The sequence below is a fragment of the Streptomyces sp. NPDC033216 genome (assembly GCF_055577115.1).
The window spans coordinates 1-21,139 of sequence record NZ_JBVIQK010000012.1 but is presented as its reverse complement, the minus strand read 5'-3'; the positions used below and the strand labels follow the sequence as shown (position 1 = coordinate 21,139).

Annotated in this window: 16 protein-coding genes; 8 read left to right on the top strand and 8 right to left on the bottom strand. The window is 73.1% G+C overall.

The features are described from left to right. The first annotated feature begins 190 nt into the window (after window positions 1-190). Window positions 191-1,534, top strand: coding sequence for a pectate lyase family protein (locus ACZ5Y0_RS21990; protein WP_469130388.1), 1,344 nt, complete (start codon window positions 191-193; stop codon window positions 1,532-1,534). Window positions 1,535-1,600: 66 nt separating this feature from the next. Here the strand turns inward: ACZ5Y0_RS21990 and ACZ5Y0_RS21985 are convergent, their stop codons facing one another. The 4 genes from ACZ5Y0_RS21985 to ACZ5Y0_RS21970 all read right to left on the bottom strand — a co-directional run bounded on the left by ACZ5Y0_RS21985 (window position 1,601) and on the right by ACZ5Y0_RS21970 (window position 6,462). Beyond that, window positions 1,601-1,966, bottom strand: a complete 366-nt coding sequence (locus ACZ5Y0_RS21985; protein WP_469130387.1) for a PH domain-containing protein — start codon at window positions 1,964-1,966, stop codon at window positions 1,601-1,603. A 90-nt stretch (window positions 1,967-2,056) separates the two neighbouring features. Next, window positions 2,057-2,539, bottom strand: coding sequence for a hypothetical protein (locus ACZ5Y0_RS21980; RefSeq protein WP_469130386.1), 483 nt, complete (start codon window positions 2,537-2,539; stop codon window positions 2,057-2,059). Window positions 2,540-2,677: 138 nt separating this feature from the next. Beyond that, on the bottom strand, window positions 2,678-4,408 hold the full coding sequence (metG, locus tag ACZ5Y0_RS21975; protein ID WP_469130385.1) for a methionine--tRNA ligase: 1,731 nt from the start codon (window positions 4,406-4,408) through the stop codon (window positions 2,678-2,680). A gap of 128 nt (window positions 4,409-4,536) precedes the next feature. After that, entirely contained in the window at window positions 4,537-6,462 is a 1,926-nt protein-coding gene (locus tag ACZ5Y0_RS21970; RefSeq protein ID WP_469130384.1) for a VWA domain-containing protein, read from the bottom strand. 253 nt (window positions 6,463-6,715) lie between these two features. Between ACZ5Y0_RS21970 and ACZ5Y0_RS21965 the strand changes: the two genes are divergently transcribed. Continuing rightward, entirely contained in the window at window positions 6,716-8,791 is a 2,076-nt protein-coding gene (locus ACZ5Y0_RS21965) for a PhoX family protein (RefSeq protein WP_469130383.1), read from the top strand. 19 nt (window positions 8,792-8,810) lie between these two features. Here the strand turns inward: ACZ5Y0_RS21965 and ACZ5Y0_RS21960 are convergent, their stop codons facing one another. Both ACZ5Y0_RS21960 and ACZ5Y0_RS21955 read right to left on the bottom strand, forming a co-directional pair. Beyond that, window positions 8,811-10,793 (bottom strand): FUSC family protein, encoded by a 1,983-nt coding sequence (locus ACZ5Y0_RS21960; RefSeq protein ID WP_469130382.1) that lies wholly within the window; start codon window positions 10,791-10,793, stop codon window positions 8,811-8,813. Window positions 10,794-10,956: 163 nt separating this feature from the next. Continuing rightward, on the bottom strand, window positions 10,957-11,742 hold the full coding sequence (locus tag ACZ5Y0_RS21955) for an alpha/beta fold hydrolase (RefSeq protein WP_469130381.1): 786 nt from the start codon (window positions 11,740-11,742) through the stop codon (window positions 10,957-10,959). Window positions 11,743-11,822: 80 nt separating this feature from the next. Here ACZ5Y0_RS21955 and ACZ5Y0_RS21950 point away from each other — a divergent pair, with 80 nt between their 5' ends. Beyond that, a complete protein-coding gene (locus ACZ5Y0_RS21950) occupies window positions 11,823-13,193 on the top strand; it encodes an aminotransferase-like domain-containing protein (RefSeq protein WP_469130380.1) in 1,371 nt (456 codons plus the stop codon). Window positions 13,194-14,154: 961 nt separating this feature from the next. Next, on the top strand, window positions 14,155-14,853 hold the full coding sequence (locus ACZ5Y0_RS21945) for an SH3 domain-containing protein (RefSeq protein WP_469130379.1): 699 nt from the start codon (window positions 14,155-14,157) through the stop codon (window positions 14,851-14,853). A gap of 70 nt (window positions 14,854-14,923) precedes the next feature. On the opposite strand, the gene ACZ5Y0_RS21940 is transcribed toward ACZ5Y0_RS21945, so the two are convergent. Then, window positions 14,924-15,385 (bottom strand): hypothetical protein, encoded by a 462-nt coding sequence (locus ACZ5Y0_RS21940; protein ID WP_469130378.1) that lies wholly within the window; start codon window positions 15,383-15,385, stop codon window positions 14,924-14,926. Window positions 15,386-15,519: 134 nt separating this feature from the next. Here ACZ5Y0_RS21940 and ACZ5Y0_RS21935 point away from each other — a divergent pair, with 134 nt between their 5' ends. Together ACZ5Y0_RS21935 and ACZ5Y0_RS21930 are read left to right on the top strand one after the other, a co-directional pair. Further along, the gene (locus ACZ5Y0_RS21935) at window positions 15,520-16,737 is read left to right on the top strand and encodes a PP2C family protein-serine/threonine phosphatase (RefSeq protein WP_469130377.1); all 1,218 of its coding nucleotides are present in this window, start codon (window positions 15,520-15,522) and stop codon (window positions 16,735-16,737) included. Between the two features lie 83 nt (window positions 16,738-16,820). Continuing rightward, the gene (locus ACZ5Y0_RS21930) at window positions 16,821-18,092 is read left to right on the top strand and encodes a hypothetical protein (protein WP_469130376.1); all 1,272 of its coding nucleotides are present in this window, start codon (window positions 16,821-16,823) and stop codon (window positions 18,090-18,092) included. Between the two features lie 148 nt (window positions 18,093-18,240). On the opposite strand, the gene ACZ5Y0_RS21925 is transcribed toward ACZ5Y0_RS21930, so the two are convergent. Beyond that, window positions 18,241-18,411: a hypothetical protein gene (locus ACZ5Y0_RS21925; protein WP_469130375.1), complete on the bottom strand. Its 171-nt coding sequence runs from the start codon at window positions 18,409-18,411 to the stop codon at window positions 18,241-18,243. A gap of 177 nt (window positions 18,412-18,588) precedes the next feature. On the opposite strand from ACZ5Y0_RS21925, the gene ACZ5Y0_RS21920 reads away from it, so the two are divergent. Next, entirely contained in the window at window positions 18,589-19,932 is a 1,344-nt protein-coding gene (locus tag ACZ5Y0_RS21920) for a helix-turn-helix domain-containing protein (protein ID WP_469130569.1), read from the top strand. Window positions 19,933-20,230: 298 nt separating this feature from the next. Further along, a complete protein-coding gene (locus ACZ5Y0_RS21915; protein WP_469130374.1) occupies window positions 20,231-20,947 on the top strand; it encodes a GAF and ANTAR domain-containing protein in 717 nt (238 codons plus the stop codon). Window positions 20,948-21,139: the final 192 nt, after the last annotated feature.

Genomic DNA, 21,139 nt, shown 5'->3' with positions numbered 1-21,139 from the left:
CCCAAGGGGGGCGTTGCTCCGCCCTCCGGCGAACCTTAGAGGGACGGTGGGGACATCGTGAAGGCGTTTGATCGTGTGGCGGAGACGGGGGGACGCGGGCGGCGAGAAAACCTCCCGGCGCACGGCAACCTCTCGCGCGCCGGCGACCACTGACAGGGCGTCATACCGATCTACCCCGTAAGGATCCCCCGTGGCAGCTCCCTCCCACCGCCGGTCCCTCCGCTCGCGCCGTGCCCTCGTCGTCTCCGCCGCCGTCGTGGCCGCGGGTGTCGGCGCCGGTGTCGTCGTGATGAACGCCAACGCCGGGACCGTCGACCTGTACCACCAGACGCTCGCCGCCAAGGACGGCTGGGCGTCCTCCGGTACGGGCACCACCGGTGGCACGAAGGCGGACGCCGCTCACACCTTCACCGTCTCCACCCGCGCCCAGCTCGTGCGGGCGCTCGGTTCCGCGACCGACACCACGCCCCGGATCATCAAGGTCAAGGGCATTATCGACGCCAACACCGACGACGCGGGCAAGAAGCTGACGTGCGCCGACTACGCGGCCGGCACCGGCTACTCGCTGTCGGCCTACCTCAAGGCCTACGACCCGGCCACCTACGGCCGCTCCAAGCTGCCCTCCGGCACCCAGGAGAAGGCGCGCGCCGCCGCGCAGTCCGAGCAGGCCAAGAACATCGTCTTCAGGGTGCCCGCCAACACCACGATCGTGGGCGTCCCCGGCACGAACGCGGGCCTGGACGGCGCCATGCTCCAGGTGCAGAACGTGGACAACGTCATCGTCCGCAACCTGACCTTCGCCGCCACCGAGGACTGCTTCCCGCAGTGGGACCCGACCGACGGCGACGACGGCAACTGGAACTCCAACTACGACTCGGTCACCCTGCGCGGCGCGACCCACGTGTGGGCGGACCACAACACGTTCACCGACGCGCCCCACCTGGACGGCGCCAACCCGAAGTACTACGGCCGCGAGTACCAGATCCACGACGGCGCCCTCGACATCACCAAGGGATCCGACCTGGTGACCGTCTCGCGCAACCAGTTCACCAACCACGACAAGACGATGCTGATCGGCAGCAGCGACACCGACAGCGTCGGCAAGCTGCGCGTCTCCCTCCACCACAACGTGTGGAAGGGCATCGTCCAGCGTGCTCCGCTGGCCCGTATCGGCCAGATCCACATCTACAACAACTACTACGACGTCACGACCCTCAACGGCTACGCGTCGCAGTACAGCATCAACTCCCGCGCGAAGGCCCAGGTCGTCGCGGAGAACAACTACTGGAAGCTCCCGTCCGGCGCGAAGGCCGCCAAGCTCCTCAGCGGCGACGGCACCGGCTCGGTCAAGGGCTCCGGCAACCTCGTCAACGGCACGGTGACCGACCTCGTCGCCGCCTACAACGCCGCCTCGTCGAAGGACCTGAAGACGTCGGTCAACTGGTCCCCGGCCCTCACGACGGGCCTGGAGGCGTCGGCGAAGGACCTGCCGGCCTCGCTGGCGGGGACGACGGGGGCGGGCGTGCTCAAGTAGCACCCGAGACACGCGAGGGCCGGGTGACCACGAGCCCCCGGCCCTCGCGTCCCCATGCCGTGCGGTCTACTGCGCCACGAACTGGGTGAGGATCGCCTGCACCTCGTAGATGTCCACGCCCTTGGTGAACGTCTTCTGGATCGGCGTCGGCGTGCCCGACACCCAGATCTTCAGTTCGGCGTCGAGGTCGAAGGTGCCGGCGGTCTCGACCGCGAAGTGCGTGATGCTGCGGTACGGGACGGAGTGGTACTCCACCTTCTTTCCGGTGATCCCCTGCTTGTCGACCAGCAGCAGCCGCCGGTCGGTGAACAGGATCGTGTCCCGGATCAGCAGATACGCGGCATGCACCCGCTCCCCCTGGCCCAGCAGCCGCGCGTAGTCCTGCTGGGCCGTCGCCGAGTCGATGGTGTGCGCGTTGCCGAACAGCGCCATGAAGGTCCCCCACTGTGTCGTCGGTGTCGCAGTGAGGGACGCGCCGGGATGTCTGACAGTTGCGTGGTCGACTCGTCCGGGTGGTCCTCGTCAGGTGTCGTACGTGCCGTCCCACGGTGCGCCGAAGCCGAGCTGGTCCGGGTACAGCTCGGCCCAGTCCTCGTCATCGTCCCCGTCCTTACGGATCACCAGTCCGAACAGGACGTTCTCGTAGGTGAGCTGGAAGGGGCGGATGGCGATGTCCGTGTAGGAGCGGCGGGGCAGGCTGCGCAGGAGGAGGGCCAGGCGGGCGCGGGCCTGGGTGAGGACCGAGTCGTCGCCGTCGGGGTTGCGCCGCTGCTGCGCCCAGGTGCCCGCACACCAGATGTCCGAGTCCCGGTGGCGGCCCTCGGCGTCGAAGGTGTGCAGCACGGTGTAGAGGCGTTTGTGTTCTTCCCAGCCCTCGTCGAGCCGGAAGCCCTGCGGGAAGGCGTAGGTGACCGATGCGAGGAACTGACCGTGCGCGTACCGACCGATGGACTCGGTGCGGTGCTTCCGCTGGTAGGCGATCGGGATGACCTCGGGGACTGCCATGGCGGAAACCATACGGCTTGGCGGGAACACGACGAAGAGGGGGACCGTTGCGTCCGTTCCTTCCGGCCCTGTCCTGCGCGGCTTCCGCTCCGGGCGCGGGAGGAGGGAGCCGGTCCGCCCCTCCTCCCGCGCGGTGCGTCACTCCTCGACGCCGCCGAAGCGCTCCTTGTACGTGGCCAGGTCCTCGTCCGTGAGCTTGGCGAAGAGGACCGGCGGGACCGTGAACGGGGTGCCGGCCGGTACCGCGGTCAGGGCCTTCGCCTCCGCCTCGGTGACCCAGGTCGCCGTGTCGGAGGTGAGGGAGAACGCCTCACGCATCACCTTCGCCGTCGCCGGGATGAACGGCTCCGACACCACCGCGTACAGGTGGATCAGGTTCATCGCCGTACGCAGCGTCAGCGCCGCGGCGTCCTTGTCGGTCTTGATCTCCAGCCAGGGGGCCTTCTCCTCCAGGTAGGAGTTGCCCGCCGACCACAGCGCGCGCAGCGCGGCGGCCGCCTTGCGGAACTGGAGCGCCTCCATCTGCTCCTCGTACTCGGCGAGGAGACGCGCGATCTCCGTGCCGAGCTTCGTCTCCGCCTCGCCGGGCGCGCTGCCCGCCGGGACCTCCTCGCCGAAGCGCTTCTTCGAGAACGACAGGACGCGGTTGACGAAGTTGCCGAGGGTGTCGGCGAGGTCCTTGTTGACCGTCGCCGTGAAGTGCTCCCAGGTGAAGGACGAGTCGTCCGACTCGGGAGCGTTGGCGATGAGGAAGTAGCGCCAGTAGTCGGCGGGCAGGACGTCCAGCGCCTGGTCGGTGAAGACGCCGCGCTTCTGGGAGGTGGAGAACTTCCCGCCGTAGTACGTCAGCCAGTTGAAGGCCTTGACGTAGTCGACCATCTTCCACGGCTCGCGCACGCCCAGCTCGGTCGCGGGGAACATCACCGTGTGGAACGGGACGTTGTCCTTGGCCATGAACTCGGTGTAGCGCACCGGGTTCTCACCGGAGTCGGCCTCGTACCACCAGGACTTCCAGTCGCGGACCTCGCCGTCGGGCGCCGCGTCCGCCCACTCCTTCGTCGCGCCGATGTACTCGATCGGGGCGTCGAACCAGACGTAGAAGACCTTGCCTTCCGCCGCCAGCTCCGGCCAGGTGTCGGCCGGGACCGGAACGCCCCAGTCCAGGTCACGGGTGATCGCGCGGTCGTGCAGGCCCTCCGTCAGCCACTTGCGGGCGATGGAGGAGGCCAGCTGCGGCCAGTGCGCCTCGTGCCGGGACACCCACTCCTCGACCTCGTGCTGGAGCCTCGACTGGAGGAGGAAGAGGTGCTTGGTCTCGCGGACCTCCAGGTCCGTGGATCCGGAGATCGCGGACCGGGGGTTGATCAGGTCCGTCGGGTCGAGGACGCGGGTGCAGTTCTCGCACTGGTCGCCCCGTGCCTTGTCGTAGCCGCAGTGGGGGCAGGTGCCCTCCACATAGCGGTCCGGGAGGAAACGGCCGTCGGCGGGCGAGTACACCTGGCGGATCGCCCGCTCCTCGATGAAACCGTTCTCGTGGAGGCGGCGGGCGAAGTGCTGGGTGATCTCGACGTTCTGCGGGGAGGAGCTGCGGCCGAAGTAGTCGAACGCCAGCGCGAAACCGTCGTAGACCGCCTTCTGCGCGTCGTGGGCCTGCGCGCAGAACTCCGCCACCGGCAGGCCCCGCTCCTTCGCGGCCAGCTCGGCCGGCGTGCCGTGCTCGTCCGTCGCGCAGATGTACAGGACGTCGTGGCCGCGCTGGCGGAGGTACCGGGAGTACACGTCCGCCGGGAGCATGGACCCCACCATGTTGCCCAGGTGCTTGATTCCGTTGATGTACGGAAGGGCGCTGGTGATGAGGTGTCGAGCCATCGGGGGCTGCTCCCAGGTTGCTATGTACGGAACCTGGAAATCGTAGCCGACACGGGTACGCCGCCCGCTTCCCTTTTCACGGGGTGAGAAGCGGGCGGCGGTGGGATGACATGGGGGCTCCCCCGCGCCTACGGGCGCCAGGTGGCCAGTACGCCCTCGTACAGCTCCTGGTCCGTCAGCTCCCGAGGGGTGGGGCCCGCGTGGAAGAACGCCGTGTTGCCGGTCTTCAGCTTGCGGAGGTAGTCGAACGCCTTGTTGTCGTGCTCACCGAAGGCGACGAAGGAGAAGAAGAGGGTGGGGTGTTTCTCCGCCGCGTCCGCGAGGGACTGGGTGGCGGGGGTCTTGGCGTCCGGGGCGCCGTCCGTCTGGAAGACCACCAGGGCCGGGGACCCGGGGGACGCGGCGTGCTGCTCGTGGTGCGCCACGACCGCCTCGACGGCGGCGTGGTAGCTCGTACGGCCCATGCGGCCCAGCCCCGCGTGCAGGTCGTCGATCTTGTTCTCGGGGTCGGTGAGAGTGAGGTCGGCGGTGCCGTCCAGCTCGGTCGAGAAGAAGACGACGTGGACCGTGGGGGGCTGGTTCCGGGAGAGGTGTGCGGCGAGGGCCAGGGTCTGGTCGGCCAGAGCCTGGACGGAGCCGTCCTTGTAGTACGCGCGCATGGACGCGGAGCGGTCCAGGACGAGGTAGACGTCCGCGCGGGCGTCGGCGAGGTTCAGCTTGGTGAGGGTGGCCGCGGCTGCCCGGTGGGCGGTGGTGAGGTGGGACGGGGTGGGGAGGGGGAGTGGCTCCGCCGGGTCGGTGGCTTTCGCCTCGGCGGCGGGCTCCGCCGTGTCGGTGGCTTTCGCCTCGGCTTCGCCTTCGGCGGGGTCGTCCCCACCCGCACCGCCCGTGCGGGATTCGTCGTCGTCCGCGGGTGACCCCTGCGGGGCGTCCTCGCCGTCGGCGGCCGCGGGCTCCGTGGGCTCCGCCGGCTCCGCCTCCGGCGTCAGCTCCTCCGCCTCGAGCTCCTGGACAGTCTCCGGCTCCTCGATGACCGGCTCGGCCGCGGCCTCGGTCGGCTCCTCGGCGACGGGCTCCGCGGACGGCGTGGGCGTTTCCGTGGCGGGTTCCTCCGCCTCCGCAGCGGCCTTCTCCGTGAGGGGTTCCACCTCCGCCGTGGCGGGCTCCGTGACGGTCTCCTCCGCCTCGGCCTCCGGTGCGGGCGTCTCCGTGACGGTCTCCTCCGCCTCCGCCCCAGCCTCGGCCTCCGGTGCGGGCTCCGTGACGGTCTCCTCGGCCTCCGGTGCGGGCGTCTCCGTGACGGTCTCCTCCGCCTCCGCTGCCGGGGCCTTCTCCGTGGCGGGTTCCACCTCTGCCGTGGCCGGCTCCGTGACGGGCTTCGCCGCCTCGGCCTCCGGTGCGGGCGTCTCCGTGACGGTCTCCTCCGCCTCCGCCCCAGCCTCCGCCTCCGGTGCGGGCGTCTCCGTGACGGTCTCCTCCGCCTCCTCCTCCGCCTCCGGTGCGGGCGTCTCCGTGACGGTCTCCTCCGCCTCCGCCTCCTCCTCCGCCTCCGGTGCGGGCGTCTCCGTGACGGTCTCTTCCGCCTCCGTTGCCGGGGCCTTCTCCGTGGCGGGTTCCTCCGCCTCCGCCGTGGCCGGCTCCGTGAGGGGTTCCGTCTCTGCTGCCGGTGTCTCCGGGACGGGAGGGGTCGGCTCCTCCGTGGTCGCCGGGTCCTTCGAGGTGACCGGCTGTTCCTTCTCCGTCTTCGGCGGATCCACCGGGGCCGGGGCCCGCGGCGTCTGCGGGACGGTGATGTTGTCGAAGGCCGCTGCCACCAGTTCGTGTTCTTCGGCTGCCGTGCGGGGCTCCGGTACCTGAGCCGTCGGCTCGGACGCGGGCTGCTCGGACGGGGAGGCGGGGACGACCGCTGTGGGGGTCGTCGGTTCGGTCGGCTGCGGCTCGGGGTGGTTCGTGGGTTCCGTCTGCGAAGGAATCCGCGCCGCACCCTCCGCCTCTGCGGTCCGCCCCTTGCGTGAACGGCCGAACGCGTTCCGCAGGAGAGTGAGAATGCCCATGTGCGCAACCCTTCGCGTGAGTTGTTCCCGTCAATCCCTGGCCAGGACGGACACGTAAGGTTAGCGGCCCCTGGGGGTGATCTTCGGCAGGGGTGAGTGGGCGTACGGCGGGTGTGTCAACACCGCCTTGCGGCGCCGCGAACACCTCTGTGGCAGCCGGGGATTCACCCGCCGTTCACTCAGCGTCAGCGCCTCCGCACATACGTACCCCTACCGTCACGCTCATACCAAGGGCACACAAGGGGAGATCAAGGTGCGCAAGCTGTTGCCGCTGCTCGGAACGCCGTCCCAGTCGCATCCGGGCGGACGATCCGCCATGACCTGCCGTTTCCGGTGTGGTGACGCCTGCTTCCACGAGGTGCCCAACACCAGTGACAACGAGTACGTCGGTGATGTCATCGCGGGAGCCCTCAGCCGCCGCTCGATGATGCGCGCCGCCGCCGTCGTCACCGTGGCGGGGGCCGCGGGTGCCGCCGGTGTCGCCGGGGCGCGTCCGGCGACCGCCGATTCGGCCGCGGCCGGCCACGGAAAGCCGTCGAAGCCCTCCGGCGGCGCGCGCGGGCTGCGCTACGGCAGCGTCCCGCCGAACACCGTGGACGCCGTCGTCGTACCGGACGGATACACCCAGAACGTCGTGATCCGCTGGGGTGAGCCCATTCTGCGCGGTGCGCCCGCCTTCGACCCGGAGAACCAGACCGCGGCCGCCCAGGCGGGTCAGTTCGGGTACAACAACGACTTCCTCGCCCTGCTGCCGCTGCCGGGCGAGCGCAACCGGCAGTTGCTCGTCGCGAACCACGAGTACACCGACGAGGTGCTCATGTTCCGCGGCTACGACGCCGCCCGTCCCACCCGGCAGCAGGTCGAGGTCGCCTGGGCCGCGCACGGCCTGTCCGCGGTGGTGGTGGAGGGGGACCGCAGGACCGGCAGGCTCGTCGCCGTTCCGCGGCACCACCTGAACCGGCGGGTCACCGCCACCACCGAGTTCCGGCTGACCGGGCCCGCCGCCGGGTCCGATCTGCTGAAGACCTCCGCCGACCCGACCGGCACCACGGTGTACGGCACGCTCAACAACTGTTCCGGCGGCACCACCCCGTGGGGTACGACGCTGCACGGCGAGGAGAACTTCAACCAGTACTTCGCCAACAGCGGCCGGGCGACGGACAAGCGCTACGGGATCGGGACCGGCGCCACCGAGCGCAAGTGGGAACGCTTCGACAAGCGTTTCGACGTCGCCCAGGAGCCGAACGAGGTCCACCGCTTCGGGTACGTCGTCGAGTTCGACCCGTACGACCCGGCGTCCACGCCCCGCAAGCACACCGCGCTCGGGCGGTTCAAGCACGAGGCGGCGACCGTCCGGCTCACGCACGACGGCCGTCCCGTCGTCTACTCCGGTGACGACGAGCGCTTCGACTACTTCTACAAGTTCGTCGGCAGCAAGCGGATGAGGCACGGCAGCGGCCGGTCGGTGCGCGAGCACAACCTCTCGCTGCTCGACGAGGGGACGCTTTACGTCGCCAGGCTGACCGGCGACTCCCCCGCGATCGAGATCGACGGCACGGGCAAGCTGCCGGCCGACGGCGAGTTCGACGGTGGCGGCGAGTGGATCCCGCTGGCGACCGCCACCGCCAAGGGCGCCGTGTCGCACGTCGAGGGCATGACCGCCGAGGAGGTGTTCGTCTTCACGCGGCTCGCCGGGGACAAGGTCGGCGCGACGAAGATGGACCGTCCCGAGGACATCGAGCCCAACCCGGTCACCGGCAAGGTGTACGTGGCCCTCACCAACAACAGCAACCGCGGTGTCGGCGCCAACGCCAAGGCGGACGAGGCCAACCCGCGCAACGCCAACAAGCACGGGCACGTCCTGGAGCTGACCGAGCGCTGGAACCGGCCGGAGTCGACGAGGTTCGCCTGGTCGCTGTTCCTGGTGGCCGGTGACCCGGCGGACCCGGCGACGTACTTCGCGGGCTTCCCGAAGGACGCCGTCAGCCCGATCTCCTGCCCGGACAACGTGGCCTTCGACCCCTACGGCAACCTGTGGATCTCCACGGACGGCTCGCAGCTCGGCTCGCACGACGGTCTGTTCGGGGTCGCCACCCGCGGCCCGCGGCGCGGTGAGCTGAAGCAGTTCCTGACGGTGCCGACCGGCGCCGAGACCTGCGGTCCGCTCATCCAGGAGCGGCGCGTGCTGGTCGCCGTGCAGCACCCGGGCGAGCTGGACGGCGCCTCGGTCGAGAACCCGAGGAGCACCTGGCCCGACGGTCCCGGCAGGATCGTCCGCCCGGCGGTCGTCTCGGTGTGGCGCGAGGACGGGGCGGACATCGGCGTCTGAGGCCCCCGCCCGTGACGGGTCACGGCCGGTGCGGCGAGGCGATCGTCCTCGCCGCCGCCACCTCCTGGCGGAGGGGTTCCAGCACGCTGTCCGGCGGTCCTGTGAGGTCCGTGCGGACGGGGTGGAGGACGTCGGTCTCCCGCAGGCCGTCCGACAGCTCCCGCAGCTGCCGGACGACGTGGGTGATCTCCACGTCGGACGGCGGCTCGGCTCCGTGCTTCACGCGGACCCGGGCCGCCGTCGTCGCGTCCACGATCCGTTCGACGGCGACGACCAGCGGCCACCAGGCGGCGGCACGGGCCCCCGTGGGCGGCGGTTCGGTGAGGGCGCGCTGGAACTCCGTACGGATGACGGACAGGTCGCGGTAGAGGCGGCGGCGCATCCGGGCGCGGGCCGGGGGGTCGATGTGGCTGCCGAACGCGGCCTCCGCGTAGCGGGCCGTGTCGGCGACGGCGTCGGCGAGGCGGTCGCCCACACGTGTGTGCCAGGACTCCGGCCACAGCAGGTAGCCGGCGACCAGGGCGATCGCGCAGCCGATGAGCGAGTCCACCAGGCGGGGCAGGAGCAGGGCCGTGCCCTGGTGGTTGAGGACGTCGGAGAGGAGCAGGATCACGGGGGTGATCGCCGCGGTCTGGTAGCCGTAGCCGCGCGGGGTGAGGGCGGGGATCAGCGGGGCCAGCAGCAGCATCACCGGTACGTCCCAGCCGCCGCGCGGGACCTGTGAGAGCACCGCCGCCGCGACGACCAGCCCGGCGACCGTGCCGAGGGCGCGCAGCAGGGCGCGGGAGAAGACGGAGCCGAAGTCGGGTTTGAGGACGAAGGTGATGGTCAGGGCGACCCAGTAGGAGCGGGGCACGGGGACGAGCGACACGAGGACCTGGGCGAGGCCGACGCACAGCGCGAGGCGCAGGCCGTAGCGCCAGGACGCGGCGGAGAGGATGACGTCGTGGGCCGCGCGGGCGGCGCGGACGCGGAGCGCGGCGGGGTGCCCGAGCCGGTCGACGGGGGCAGGGGGGTCCTCCCGCTCGGGCGACGGGAGTGGGGAAGGGCCGACGTCGGGGGCGGCGACGACGTCGGCGGCGTGGCGCAGGGCGTGGTCGACGGCGCGGCCGGTCTCCTCGGTGGGCGTGGGCAGGCCGAGGCCTATGGGTCCGGTGAAGCCGGTTTCCACGGCCTGCGCGAGATGCCGTACGGCCGCGGGGACCTCGGGCGGGAGGGGCCGACCGGCGAGGTGGGCGGCGGGGGCGGCCTCGACGACCGGGGTGATCGCGTTCAACTGGGCGAGCAGTCGAGTCAGTTCGGGGCTGCGGCCGTGGTGACGGGCGCGGTGGGCGAGGACGAGGTCGTACGACTGGTTCAGGGACTGCGTGACGGCGTACCGGGCGTCCTCGTAGGCGCCGGGGGTGGCGTCGCCGGAGGCGGCGAGGAGGCCGGCGACGGCGCGGTAGGTGCCGGCTACGGCGGCGCGTTCGGGGACGCCGGAGCGCAGTGGCCAGGCCAGCAGGGCGAGGAGGAGGACCAAGAGGCCGCCGCCGGTCATCAGGACGGGCGCGAGCCACCAGGCGCCGGGCATGGTCAGGCCGGCTCCGACGACCGTGTTGAGGAGCAGCAGCAGCCCGGACACGGAGGCGACGGCGCCGATCGTCGAGATCATCCCGGAGACGAGCGCGACGGCGGTGACGGCGGCCACCGCGATCCAGCCGTGGCCGTACACGGCCGCGCCGAGGGTGATGCCGACGGCCCCGAACGCCTGCGGGATCGCGATGTTGAGGATGCGCAGCCGGTAGGCGTCGGCGGTGTCGCCGATGACGCCGGACAGGGCGCCCATGGAGGCGAGCGCCCCGTACGCGGGCTGTCCGACGGCCAGTCCGATCAGCAGGGGGAGTGTCATGGCGAGGGCGGCGCGGGCGACGGCCGGTTTGTTGACGGGGGCGCGCTGGGGCCGCAGGTTCCGCACCAGCCAGTCGGGAGGGGTGAGGCCGATGGGAAGCTCGCTGGACATGGGTTCATTATCGGCGAGCGCCGCCGGACCCTCCGGGGCCGGTGGAGGGTGACGTCGACGAGCAGGGAGTGGTGGCCGGTGCCGGGGAGGCCGAGGAGGCGGGCGCGGCTCGCGGAGCACTCGTCGGAGACGAGGACGTGGTCGAGCCGCGCCACCCGCCGTGTCAGCCCCCGTCCACCCGCCTCAGGAACTCCCCCAGCGCCGCGTTGAACTCCCGCGGGCTTTCCAGGTTCGGCAGGTGGCCGCAGTGGTCGATCACGCGCAGGGTCGAGTCGGGGAGGAGGGCGTGCAGGGTTTCCGCGTCGTGGACGGGGGTGAACTCGTCGTCCGCGCCGACGACGACGAGGGCGGGGACGGTGACGCGGCGCAGGAGCGGACGGTAGTCGGGGCGTTCGGCCCGGCCACGGAGGGCCGCCGCGGCGCCCTCGGGGGGCGTGGACGTCATCATGCGGTGGACGTGGGCCTTGACGGCGGGCGGGGCGTGCGGGGCGACCATCTTGAGGAGGACCTCGTCGGCGTAACCGCCCATGCCCTCGGTCAGGAGGCGGTCGGCGAGGGTGGTGCGGGCGGTCCGGCCGGCGGGGGTCTCCGGTTCGGCGAAGGTGTCCGCGAGGACCAGGCCCCGGACACGTTCGCCGAGGCGGGCGTGGCACTCCATCGCGATCTGCCCGCCCATCGACAGTCCGGCCAGCACGAAGGTGTCCACCGACAGGTCGTCGAGGAGGTTCTCGACGTCCTCGGCGAGGCGGGAGAGGAGGGTGGTGCCGGGGGTGACCGGAGACGCGCCGTAGCCGCGCAGGTCGGGGGCGATGACGCGGCGTGTGGGGGCGAAGGCCTCCAGTTGCGGGGCCCACATCGTGTGGTCGAAGGGGTGGCCGTGGACGAGGACCAGGGGGATACGTCCGGCGGTATCCATGCCCTTGTCCTCATATGAGAGGAAGGGTGCCATGTGTCGACCCTAGGTCCGCCCAACTCCTCGGTGCAATAAGATCTTTGCCCTCGGTGCAATATCGAGGGACGGGGGCCGTCGTGCACGACTACCGGGTGATCGCGGATCGCGTCGCCGACGACATCGCGTGCGGGCGGCTCGTGCCGGGGCAACGGCTGCCGCCGCAGCGCCGGTTCGCCCGCGCGCACCGGATCGCACCGTCGACGGCCGGGCGCGTCTACGCCGAACTCGTGCGGCGCGGACTGGTGGTGGGCGAGGTCGGGCGCGGCACCTTCGTGCGGGCGGCACCGCCCGTCCCCCAGGGGCGGGCCCTGGTCGAACCGGCCACGGCCTCGCCGGTCAACCTCGAACTCAACTACCCGACCGTGCCAGGCCAGTCGGAACTTCTCGCGCCCGGACTGGCGTCGCTGCTGCGGGCCGACGTGCTGGCCGAGGCGATGCGTACCGCCGCGGCCGACGGGACCGCCGCCGTCCGCGCCGCCGCGGCCCGGCTGCTCACCGTCCCCGGCTGGCGCCCCGAGCCGGCACAGGTCCTCTGCACGGGCAACGCCCGCCAGGCCATCGCCGCCGCGCTCGCCTCCCTGGTCCGGCCGGGTGGCCGCGTCGGCGTGGAGGAGTTGACGTATCCGCTGGTCAAGGAGATCGCCGGCCGGCTGGGCATCGTGCTCGTGCCGATCGGCGGCGACGGCGAGGGGCTGCGGCCGGAGGCCCTGCGCGCCGCGCACCGGGCCGCTCCCCTCTCCGCACTGTACGTCCAGCCCGCCCTGCACAACCCGACCTCGCTGACGACGACCGAGCGCCGCGTGCGCGAACTCGCCGCTACAGCGGTGGACCTGGGGCTGCCCGTCGTCGAGGACCGCGTCTGGTCCTTCCTCCGGCCGGACGCCGCCCCGCTCGCCGCCCACGCCCCCGGTCTCGCCCACGTCGTCGACGGCCTGTCCAAGCGGGTCGCGCCGGGACTGACGGCCGGCTTCCTCGTCGTGCCGCCGGACCGGGTGGAGGCGGTGGCCGCCGCCGTGCGGTCCGGGGGGTGGAGTGCGGGGAGGTTCGCGCTGGAGGCGGCCGTGCGGTGGGCCGGGGACGGGACCGTGGAGCGGTTGGTGGCGGCGAAGCGGGCGGACGCCGTCCGGCGGCAGCGGATCCTCGTAGCCCATCTGGGCGCGTTCGCCGTACGGACCGACCCGCACTCCTGTTTCGCCTGGTGGGAGCTGCCCGCGCCGTGGCGGGCGGACACTTTCACGGCCGCCGCCGCCGCACACGGCATCGCCGTCACCCCCGGCACCGCTTTCACCGTCGGCCCGCACCGCACCCCGGACGCGGTCAGACTCGGCCTGGCGTCCCCGACGGAGGGGGAGTTGGAGCGGGCGCTGCGCCGACTGGCCCGGCTGGCAGGGGAGTCGGATCCGACCGGCGGCGGCGGACCAGGCGGCCCACCCGCACGTACCGCGTGAGCCACACCCCCGCCGCCACCGCCAGGCCGACGCCCAGCAGGAACCAGGACGCGGTGCGCAGGGTGGCCGTGAGGGCGTCGTAGACGGCGGCCGCGGCGGGGCGGCGGGACGGGTCGGGGAGGTCCGTGAGGGTGAGGTGGCGGGCGAGGACGATGGCGAGGCCGAGGAACGCGCCGCCCAGGGCCGTGCCGAGGGCCGCCGCGGTGAGGGCGCGGCGGCGGCAGGCCGCGACGGCGATCCCGGACACGGCGAGGACGACGGCGGCGAGGGGCAGCCAGAAACCGGCGAGGTCGAGCACGTGGTATCCCTTCCGGAGGGTGGTCAGCTCAGCGGCCGGGAGCAGTGCGACGCGGGTGGGCGCGAGCGGTACCCGGTCGGCGAACGGCACCTGGTCGGCGATCATCCGGGCGCGTACGCGGGCGGCCACCGGGGCCAGGTCGACGGTGACCTCGCGGCGACGCTCGTCGCGCAGGGCCGACATCAGGGCGGTGTGCGCGGCCGCGTTGCCCGCGTCCCACGCGGTGCGGTAGGCGCGGGTGCGGGTGAAGGAGCGCAGCGCGTCCCGCACGAAAGTGGTCGTCTCGGGCCCCAGCGGGGCGCGTTCGGCGGACGCCCTGCGCAGGATGCCGTCGCCGACCGTGTCGACCACGGCGTCCCGTACGGCCGGGTCGGAGGCGAGCGGCGCCATGGTGGCGACGTACCGGCCGGTGTCCGTGAGGCCGTGAGCCGCCCAGGCCGCCACTGCGCCGAACGGCGTCAGGAGGCAGGACAGGGCGATCAGGGCGGCCGACACGGCGGTCCGCAGGCCTCGGGACACGTCTCCAGGCAAGTGCGTACGGACCGGAGGCGCGAGCGGGGACGGCCAGTCGGGTGGCCGGCCGGCCGGAGCTGCGGATTCCGTCCTCAGGTGGAGCGTTCATCCGAACGGGTGTCTCATGGGTCTGGGGAGAAGGAGGCGATCATGCGCACCACTCCGGCCCTGCGGACTCCCGCCACGCGGACACCGGCCACGCGGACTTCCGCCACGCGGACACCTGCCCTGCGGACACCCGTCAAGCGGACACCGGCCACGCGGACTTCCGCCACGCGGACACCTGCCCTGCGGACACCCGTCAAGCGGACACCGGCCCTGTGGACCGCCGCCGCGGCCCTGTTCGCCGGTGGCACGCTCGCCTTCACGGCGCTCGGTACCACGGCGTCGGCGGCCGCGCCGACCTCCACCGAAGCCTCGGCACAAGGTGGCGACGTCGTGCTGGGCACCATCACCTCCCGCACCGACCTGACGCTGCGGCAGGCGCCCACCACGCACGCACCCTCCGCCGGCACGCTCGCGCCGGGCAGTCGGGACCGGGTGGAGTGCCGGGTGCTGGGGCAGAGCTTCAACGGCGACGCGCACTGGTACCGGCTCGTCGGCGCGCGGGCCTGGGCGAGCGCCGCCTTCGTGCACACCGGCGGCCAGCGGGTGCCCGACTGCGTCGACCCCTGCCCGCGCTGGAAGGACGGCGACCGGACCGGCCGGCACCAGGCCCGGGAGGGCGAGCCTAGGAGCCTCACCGGGTCCGGCACCGCCGGCTTCGGCTTCACTTTCTCGGGCTCCTGGAGCTTCAGCGCCACCGGAACCTCCTCGGACGGCCGGGAGTGGGTCCCGCCCGTCCGGTGAGTGGAGGGATGAGGGAAGCCGTGGGCCCCGGCGAGAACCGCCGGGGCCCACGCACGGCAGGGGACGGGAGCTACCCGATGCGGTGTCCCCGCGCGTCCTCGTGCGTGTAGTAGCGGTAGAACATCGCCGCGAAGAAGCCCGCCGCGACCACCAGCGAGACACCCGCGGAGTACAGCGCGCTCGCTCCGCTCTGGTTGATGAGGAAACCGATCGCGCAGCCGGCGAAAACGGCCCACAGCAGGGCGTGCGCTTCGCGCCGCAGGCGCGGGGCCACGGCGCGGACGGCGACGTACAGCGCGATGAACGCGAGCGCGGCCACGAAGCCGAACAGGATGTTCCAGCCGGTGATCGGCCCGGCGCTGCGCCGGTTCGCCGCGGCCCAGTAGCCGTAGACGAGCCCGAGCGCCACCGGCACCGCCCACTTCATGACCAGGTGGGTCCGTTCGCCGAAGACGTCGGGCGGGTCGCCCGCACGGGACCCGGAGGTGATGCCCGGTGTCCGCCTGCCCGGTGTGGGTTCCGCATGAGCCATGGGAGCACTCCTCTCTCCTCGCCCCCCGCTTCCAGGGCACACCGGGGCAGGGTGGGTGGCAAGTCGGTGGGACGCGGTCCGCGCGCGTGGCGGGCCGGGATGCGGACGGTGCGCGAGCGTGTTTCGCTGAAGCGGTGAGCGACCGAGGGGGCCAGGGGCTGCTCGCCCGGTATCCGCGCGCCCGGCGCCGGGACGTGCTGGAGCGGCAGAAACTGCTCCAGGTCCGCGGCCACAGCGTCACCTGGCTGGTGCCGCTGCTGACGCTGGTCGCCATCGCCGTCGTCGACTTCAACACCAGCGGAGAGTTCCGCGTCGTCTCCTGGTGCGTGTTCGTCGCCGCGCTCGCCGCCGCGCTGTGCGGGGTGTGGACGACGGCCCTCTTCGCCGTGCTGGCGGTCGTCACCTACGTCGCTGCGGACGCCGCCTGGCCCTACCAGTACCGGGAGGGCCCGGCCGACCTCGTCCTCGTCCTGGTCGGCGGGGTCCTCTCCGTCCTGGCAGCCGGGGTCCGGGTACGCGGAGAGCGGCGGATGCTGCACATGCGGCACATCGCCGAGACCACCCGCCGTACGGTGCTGCGCCCGCTGCCGTCCGGCTGGGGCGACCTCGACCACGCCGCGGTCTACCTGGCCGCCGACGCCGACGCGCGCGTGGGCGGCGACTTCTACGACATCCAACCCGGACCGCACGGCACCCGCGTCCTCCTCGGCGACGTACAGGGCAAGGGGCTGGGCGCGGTGGAGGCGGCGGCCGCGCTCCTCGGCACCTTCCGGGAGGCCGCCTACCACGAGGCGGACCTCGCGACGGTCGCCGAACGGCTGGAGATCCGCATGCGGCGCCACCGCGTCCACACCGTCGCCCTCGGCCGCGCGGACGGGGACCGTTTCGCCACGGCAGTCCTGCTGGGGTTCCCCGAGGGGGAGCAGGCCGTGGTCGAGGTCGTCCTGTTCGGGCACGAGGCGCCGCTCGCCGCCGGTCCCGGCGGGGTACGGCCGCTGCCGCACGGCGGCGGACTCCCCCTCGGCCTCGCCGAACTCGCCCCCGGCGGCCTCCCGCCGGTGCTGCGCGCCGCCGTCGCCCCCGAGGAGACGCTGCTGCTCGTCACCGACGGTGTCACCGAGGCGCGGGACCGCACCGGCGCCTTCTATCCGCTCGCCGAGGACGTCGCCGAAGGCCTCGCCCGCGACCCGCGCACCGCCGTACCCGGCCGCCTGGTCTCCTACGTACGCGACCGCACCCTGCGGCACTGCGGCGGCCACCTCATCGACGACACGACGATCTTCGCGGTACGGAGGCGGTGGGCGGGGAGCACGGAGGGCGAGCCGGCCACGGACGGCGCGAAGGCCCCGTAGGGGGACGTTTGCGGACCTGGGGCCCCCGTTCGCGGCGGCAGCGGTTACCGTGCTGACGTACGTGATCGACAGGGGGAGGGACCATGCCCGGAACCGTGCTGCTCCTCGCGGCCTCACCCGTGGGCAAGGGGTGCCTGGTGGACGCGGCGTCCGTGCTCCCCGTGCTCGCGGCCGTGCCGCCCGCCGTCCTGGCCGGCACCGACACGGCGAACGTCGTCGAACTCGCCGACCCGCTGGAGCCGCAGGCCGTGCTGACCCGGCTGCGGGCCGCCGCGGCGGCGCCCGGACCGCTGACCGTGTTCGTCACCGGTCAGATCCAGCTCGACCGCAAGCAGCGGCTGCCGCATCTGGCGCTGGCCCGTACGACGCCGTCGACCGTCCGCTACACCGGCTTCCCCTGGCACTGGTTCCGCGAGGAGCTGCGGCTGCGGGCGGCCGGGACGACGACGCTGCTGCTCGACCTGCACGCGGACGCCGAGGCGTGGGGGTGGCTGCGCGGCCGGGGGCTGGAGTGCGGGTCGGGGGTCGCCGTCTACGGGAGGGTCGCGCCTCCGGTGGGGCGGCGGAGGCTGGCCGCGCCCACGTACATGAAGGCGGTGGCGACCGTGCTGCGCAGTGGGGGGCGGCCGGGGCTGGAGCAGTTGCATCAGATGGCGTTGGCGCGGATCGCGGGGGAGGGAGAGGTGGGGGATCTGGTGCTGTGGGGGCCGGGATCGGGATCGGGTCCGGGTGCAATGCCGGGTGCGGGTGCGGGTGCGGGTCCGGGTCCCGGCGTGGGCGCGGGTCCCGGCGTGGGTGCCCCAGGGGGTTTCGCCCCTGCCGCCCCTGCCCTTCCCGTCCCCGGGGGCGCTGCCCCCGGACCCCCGCTTCCGGCCGTGCAGGGGCCTCGACCGCAAGCTCCCTCGAAGGGGGTGCGCCAGGAGGGGTTGGTGGGTGACCCCCACGCCGGCATCACGGCGGCCGTCCAAGCCGGTGATCACTCCGCCGCCGACGCTCTCGCGGCCCGCTGGGAGCAGGCCGCGCTCGTCGCGCACGGGGCCGGGTCGGAGGAGGCCCTGCACTGGTCCGAGGTGCGGGCGGATCTGGCGATGTTCGCGGGGGACGCCGAGCGCAGTTGCCGTACGTGGATGGCGGTCGCGGTGGCCCGGCTGGCCGCGGGGCAGCCGCCCGACGCGGTGCCGGTCGAGGCGGCCGTGGACCGGGCCCACCACCAGTGGGGGCGCATCACGGACCGGAGCCGGGCCCGCGATCTCGGCCCCGCGCTCGCGGATCTGCGCGTCCGGGTGCCGGGCCGCCGGCAGGGTGCCCTCGACCACGTCCGCGAGCAGCTCCGCCAGCTCCAGACGCAGGGCTAGGGCCTCTTCGTTCGGATCAGGCCGGATCGCGCCGGATCAGCCGGATCAAGGGCGGTGCCGGGGCCCGCATGCCAGCGTGATCGCGGCCCTCAGGGCCTGTCCTCCTCGCCTCCGGGTGCCGGACACTCCTGTCAGTGTCCGTCGCCTCTCACCTGCCGGCCCGCTCCACGCCGGTCGACAGGTGGGGGGTGTCCGTGGCGCGGGCCGGGACCGCGTTGGCGGCGGTGATCAGGGCCGCCACCGCGATGACGGCCGCCGCCACGGCTCGCGCGTACCGCTGGGAGGGGCGCCCGTAGGGTGCGGATGTGCGTTCCTGCACGGCGACCTCGCAACGTCGGCGGCGACAGCGGACACAGAGCGACGGCGGACAAAAAGCGACAACAACAGGCGCCCGTTACGTCAACCGTGTATTAAGCATGCTTAACACGCCGTTTAACCTAGAGGCTGCGCGAGCCGAACGGCAAGAGGCTCAGGGGGAGTTGGGGTGATTCGGGCCGTGGGTGAGCGGGACGAACCGGAGGTCATCGGACGCCGGGTGCAGCGCATGCGGGTCGAACAGGGTCTCACCCAACGCCAGTTGGCGGAGCCGACCTACACCCCCGCCTATGTCTCGACCCTGGAGGCCGGCCGGGTGCGGCCCTCCGACGAGGCCCTCAGGCACATCGCGGATCGGCTCGGCGTCGACTTCGAGGAGCTGGCCACCGGCCGCTCCGCGCGGCTCGTCACCGATCTGCGGCTGCGCCTCACCGAGGCCCAGCGGGCCCTGGCCACCGGGGAGGCGGAGCATGCGGCACGGCAGTACGCGGAACTGCTCGCGGAGGCCGAGGAGCACGGCCTCGTGGAGGAGCAGGCCACCGCGCTGCTGGGGCTCGGGGAGTGCGGGATCGACACCGGCGAGCTGGAGACGGCCCGTCGGCACTTCGAGCGGGCGGAGCGGTGCCTGGCGCACGCGCCGCTCCCGGCCAGGGTCCCCGCCCTGCGCGGCCGGGCCGTCGCCCACTACCTCGCGGGAGAACTCCGGTACGCCGTCTACCTGCTGGAAACCACCCTCGACGAGCTGAACCGCGGCGGTCTGCACGACCCCGACGCGCTGCTGCTGCTGTACGCCTCCGTCATCGGCCCCTACATGGACATGGGTGCCCAGGCCCGCGCCGCCCAGGCCGCCGAGTTCGCCCTCGCCCTCGCGCCCCAGGTGGGCGATCCGGCTCTCGTCGCCCGGATGCACCGCTCGGTGGCCCGTACCCTCCTCGCCGAGGGCCGTCTCGCCGAGGCCGACGCCTCCCTCGCCAAGGCGGCCGAGCTGTACCGCCAGCTCCACCTGCGCACGGAACTCGCCAACTGCCACTGGATGCGCGGCTACGTCTACGCCCAGAACGACCAACTGGAGCATGCCGAGGACGAGTTGAAGCAGGCGCAGGCCATGCTCTCGGCTCAGCGCGCCGCCCTCTACATCAGCCAGGTCGCCGTCGAGCTGGCCGACGTCCTGCACCGCCGCGGCAAGTCCGAGGAGGCCGCGGCCCTGCTGCACGAGGTGCTCGGCGACCTCTCCTCGGAGCGCGGCGCCGTGCACGCGGCCGGTGCGCACCGCCTCCTCGGCATCATCGCCGAGGACGCCCGCGACACCGACTCCGCCGAGGAGCACTACGTCCGCGCCCTGAGCCTCCTGGAACGCGCGGGGGCCGCCGGTGACCTCGCCGACCTGTGCCGTCTCCTCGGCGACCTGCTGCGCCGCACCGGCCGGGTGGAGGCGGCCCTGGACGCCTACCGCACGGGCCTGGGACACCGTACGGCCCCGGGTACGACCACACTGGGCCCGGCGCCCGCGCAGCCACCGCTGTAGCGCCCTGCGCGGCGGGCCCTTCCCCCGTTCCCGGCCGTCACAGGCCGCTCTCCGCCGAAGCCGGGCTCGCGCACAGCCGCCTTCCCGCACAGCGGGCCGACCGGCGGGGCGCGGCCTGGCCGCCGGTCCTCGACGCGGTGACTGACGCGCTGGCCGTCCCGCGGGTGGACCGGCCCGCGGATCCGTTCGAGAAGGCCTGGGCCCGGCCGGTTTCCGGTCCCCGCGAGGGCGGTACCCGGCGGGCCAGGAAGGGACCCGGAAGGGACGGACCCGACATCCGCGGACGGAGGTGATCACCATGACCGACCGGAACCGCGAACGGGTCGCCCAGGTGATCGCCCAGGAGGTGCGCGGCGTCGAACCCCGGGACGTACCGGAGCGGCTGTGCGCCGCGGCGGTACGGCTGCTGCCGGTGATCGGCGCCAGCGTGTCGCTGCGCGGCGAGGGGATGCCGGTCCCGCTGAGCGCGAGCAGTGAGCGGGCCGCGCGTCTGATGGAGATACAGGCCACGCTGGGCGACGGGCCCTGCCTGTGGGCGGCCGAGACCGGCGCGCCGGTGTTCGCGGCCGACCTCACGGCCGGCCGGGACGCGTCCCGCTGGCCGGTGTTCGCCCAGCAGGCGGCCGCCGCCGGGGTCCGGGCGGTGTACGCCCTGCCCCTGGGCGACCGCGCGGTGTGCGTGGGCACCCTGGACCTCTACCGGGACGTCCCCGGCGAGCTGGCCGCCGACGAGGTCCGCACGGCGTGGCTGGTGGCGGACGTGCTGACGGTGGCCCTCATGGCCCTGCCCCACGACGAGGGCGCCGGCCGGTACGGCGACGGCATCTGGCTGAGCCCTCTGGCCACCGGCCACGACGGCGTGCACCAGGCGGTCGGCATGGTCATGGCCCAACGGGGAGTGCACCCCGACGAGGCCCTCGCCCTCCTCCGGGCCCACGCCTTCGTGGAGGGCCGCACGGTCACGGACGTGGCCCAGGAGATCGTCGACGGCACGACCCGCTTCGACCCGGACTGAAGAGAGCCCTTCCGGACGTCCCCGGCCACCACGGCCGGGCCCGACCCGCCGCCGATCACCCGCCGGGGCACGCGTCCGGACAGGCTGGGCGGGGTGGGGGGGGGGGGGGGGGGGGGGGGGGGGGGGGGGGGGGGGGAAAAAGAACCCACGGACGCTACTGAGGAGGAGGAGAAAGTGGTTGGTTTTGACCTC

What these genes read in the sequence shown, in the direction of transcription:
- ACZ5Y0_RS21915 (WP_469130374.1), top strand. Translation starts at nt 20,231, where the DNA reads ATGACCGACCGGAACCGCGAACGGGTCGCCCAGGTGATCGCCCAGGAG.
- ACZ5Y0_RS21930 (WP_469130376.1), top strand. Translation starts at nt 16,821, where the DNA reads ATGCCCGGAACCGTGCTGCTCCTCGCGGCCTCACCCGTGGGCAAGGGG.
- ACZ5Y0_RS21945 (WP_469130379.1), top strand. Translation starts at nt 14,155, where the DNA reads ATGCGCACCACTCCGGCCCTGCGGACTCCCGCCACGCGGACACCGGCC.
- ACZ5Y0_RS21960 (WP_469130382.1), bottom strand. Translation starts at nt 10,793, where the DNA reads ATGTCCAGCGAGCTTCCCATCGGCCTCACCCCTCCCGACTGGCTGGTG.
- ACZ5Y0_RS21955 (WP_469130381.1), bottom strand. Translation starts at nt 11,742, where the DNA reads ATGGCACCCTTCCTCTCATATGAGGACAAGGGCATGGATACCGCCGGA.
- ACZ5Y0_RS21980 (WP_469130386.1), bottom strand. Translation starts at nt 2,539, where the DNA reads ATGGCAGTCCCCGAGGTCATCCCGATCGCCTACCAGCGGAAGCACCGC.
- metG (WP_469130385.1), bottom strand. Translation starts at nt 4,408, where the DNA reads ATGGCTCGACACCTCATCACCAGCGCCCTTCCGTACATCAACGGAATC.
- ACZ5Y0_RS21940 (WP_469130378.1), bottom strand. Translation starts at nt 15,385, where the DNA reads ATGGCTCATGCGGAACCCACACCGGGCAGGCGGACACCGGGCATCACC.
- ACZ5Y0_RS21970 (WP_469130384.1), bottom strand. Translation starts at nt 6,462, where the DNA reads ATGGGCATTCTCACTCTCCTGCGGAACGCGTTCGGCCGTTCACGCAAG.
- ACZ5Y0_RS21985 (WP_469130387.1), bottom strand. Translation starts at nt 1,966, where the DNA reads ATGGCGCTGTTCGGCAACGCGCACACCATCGACTCGGCGACGGCCCAG.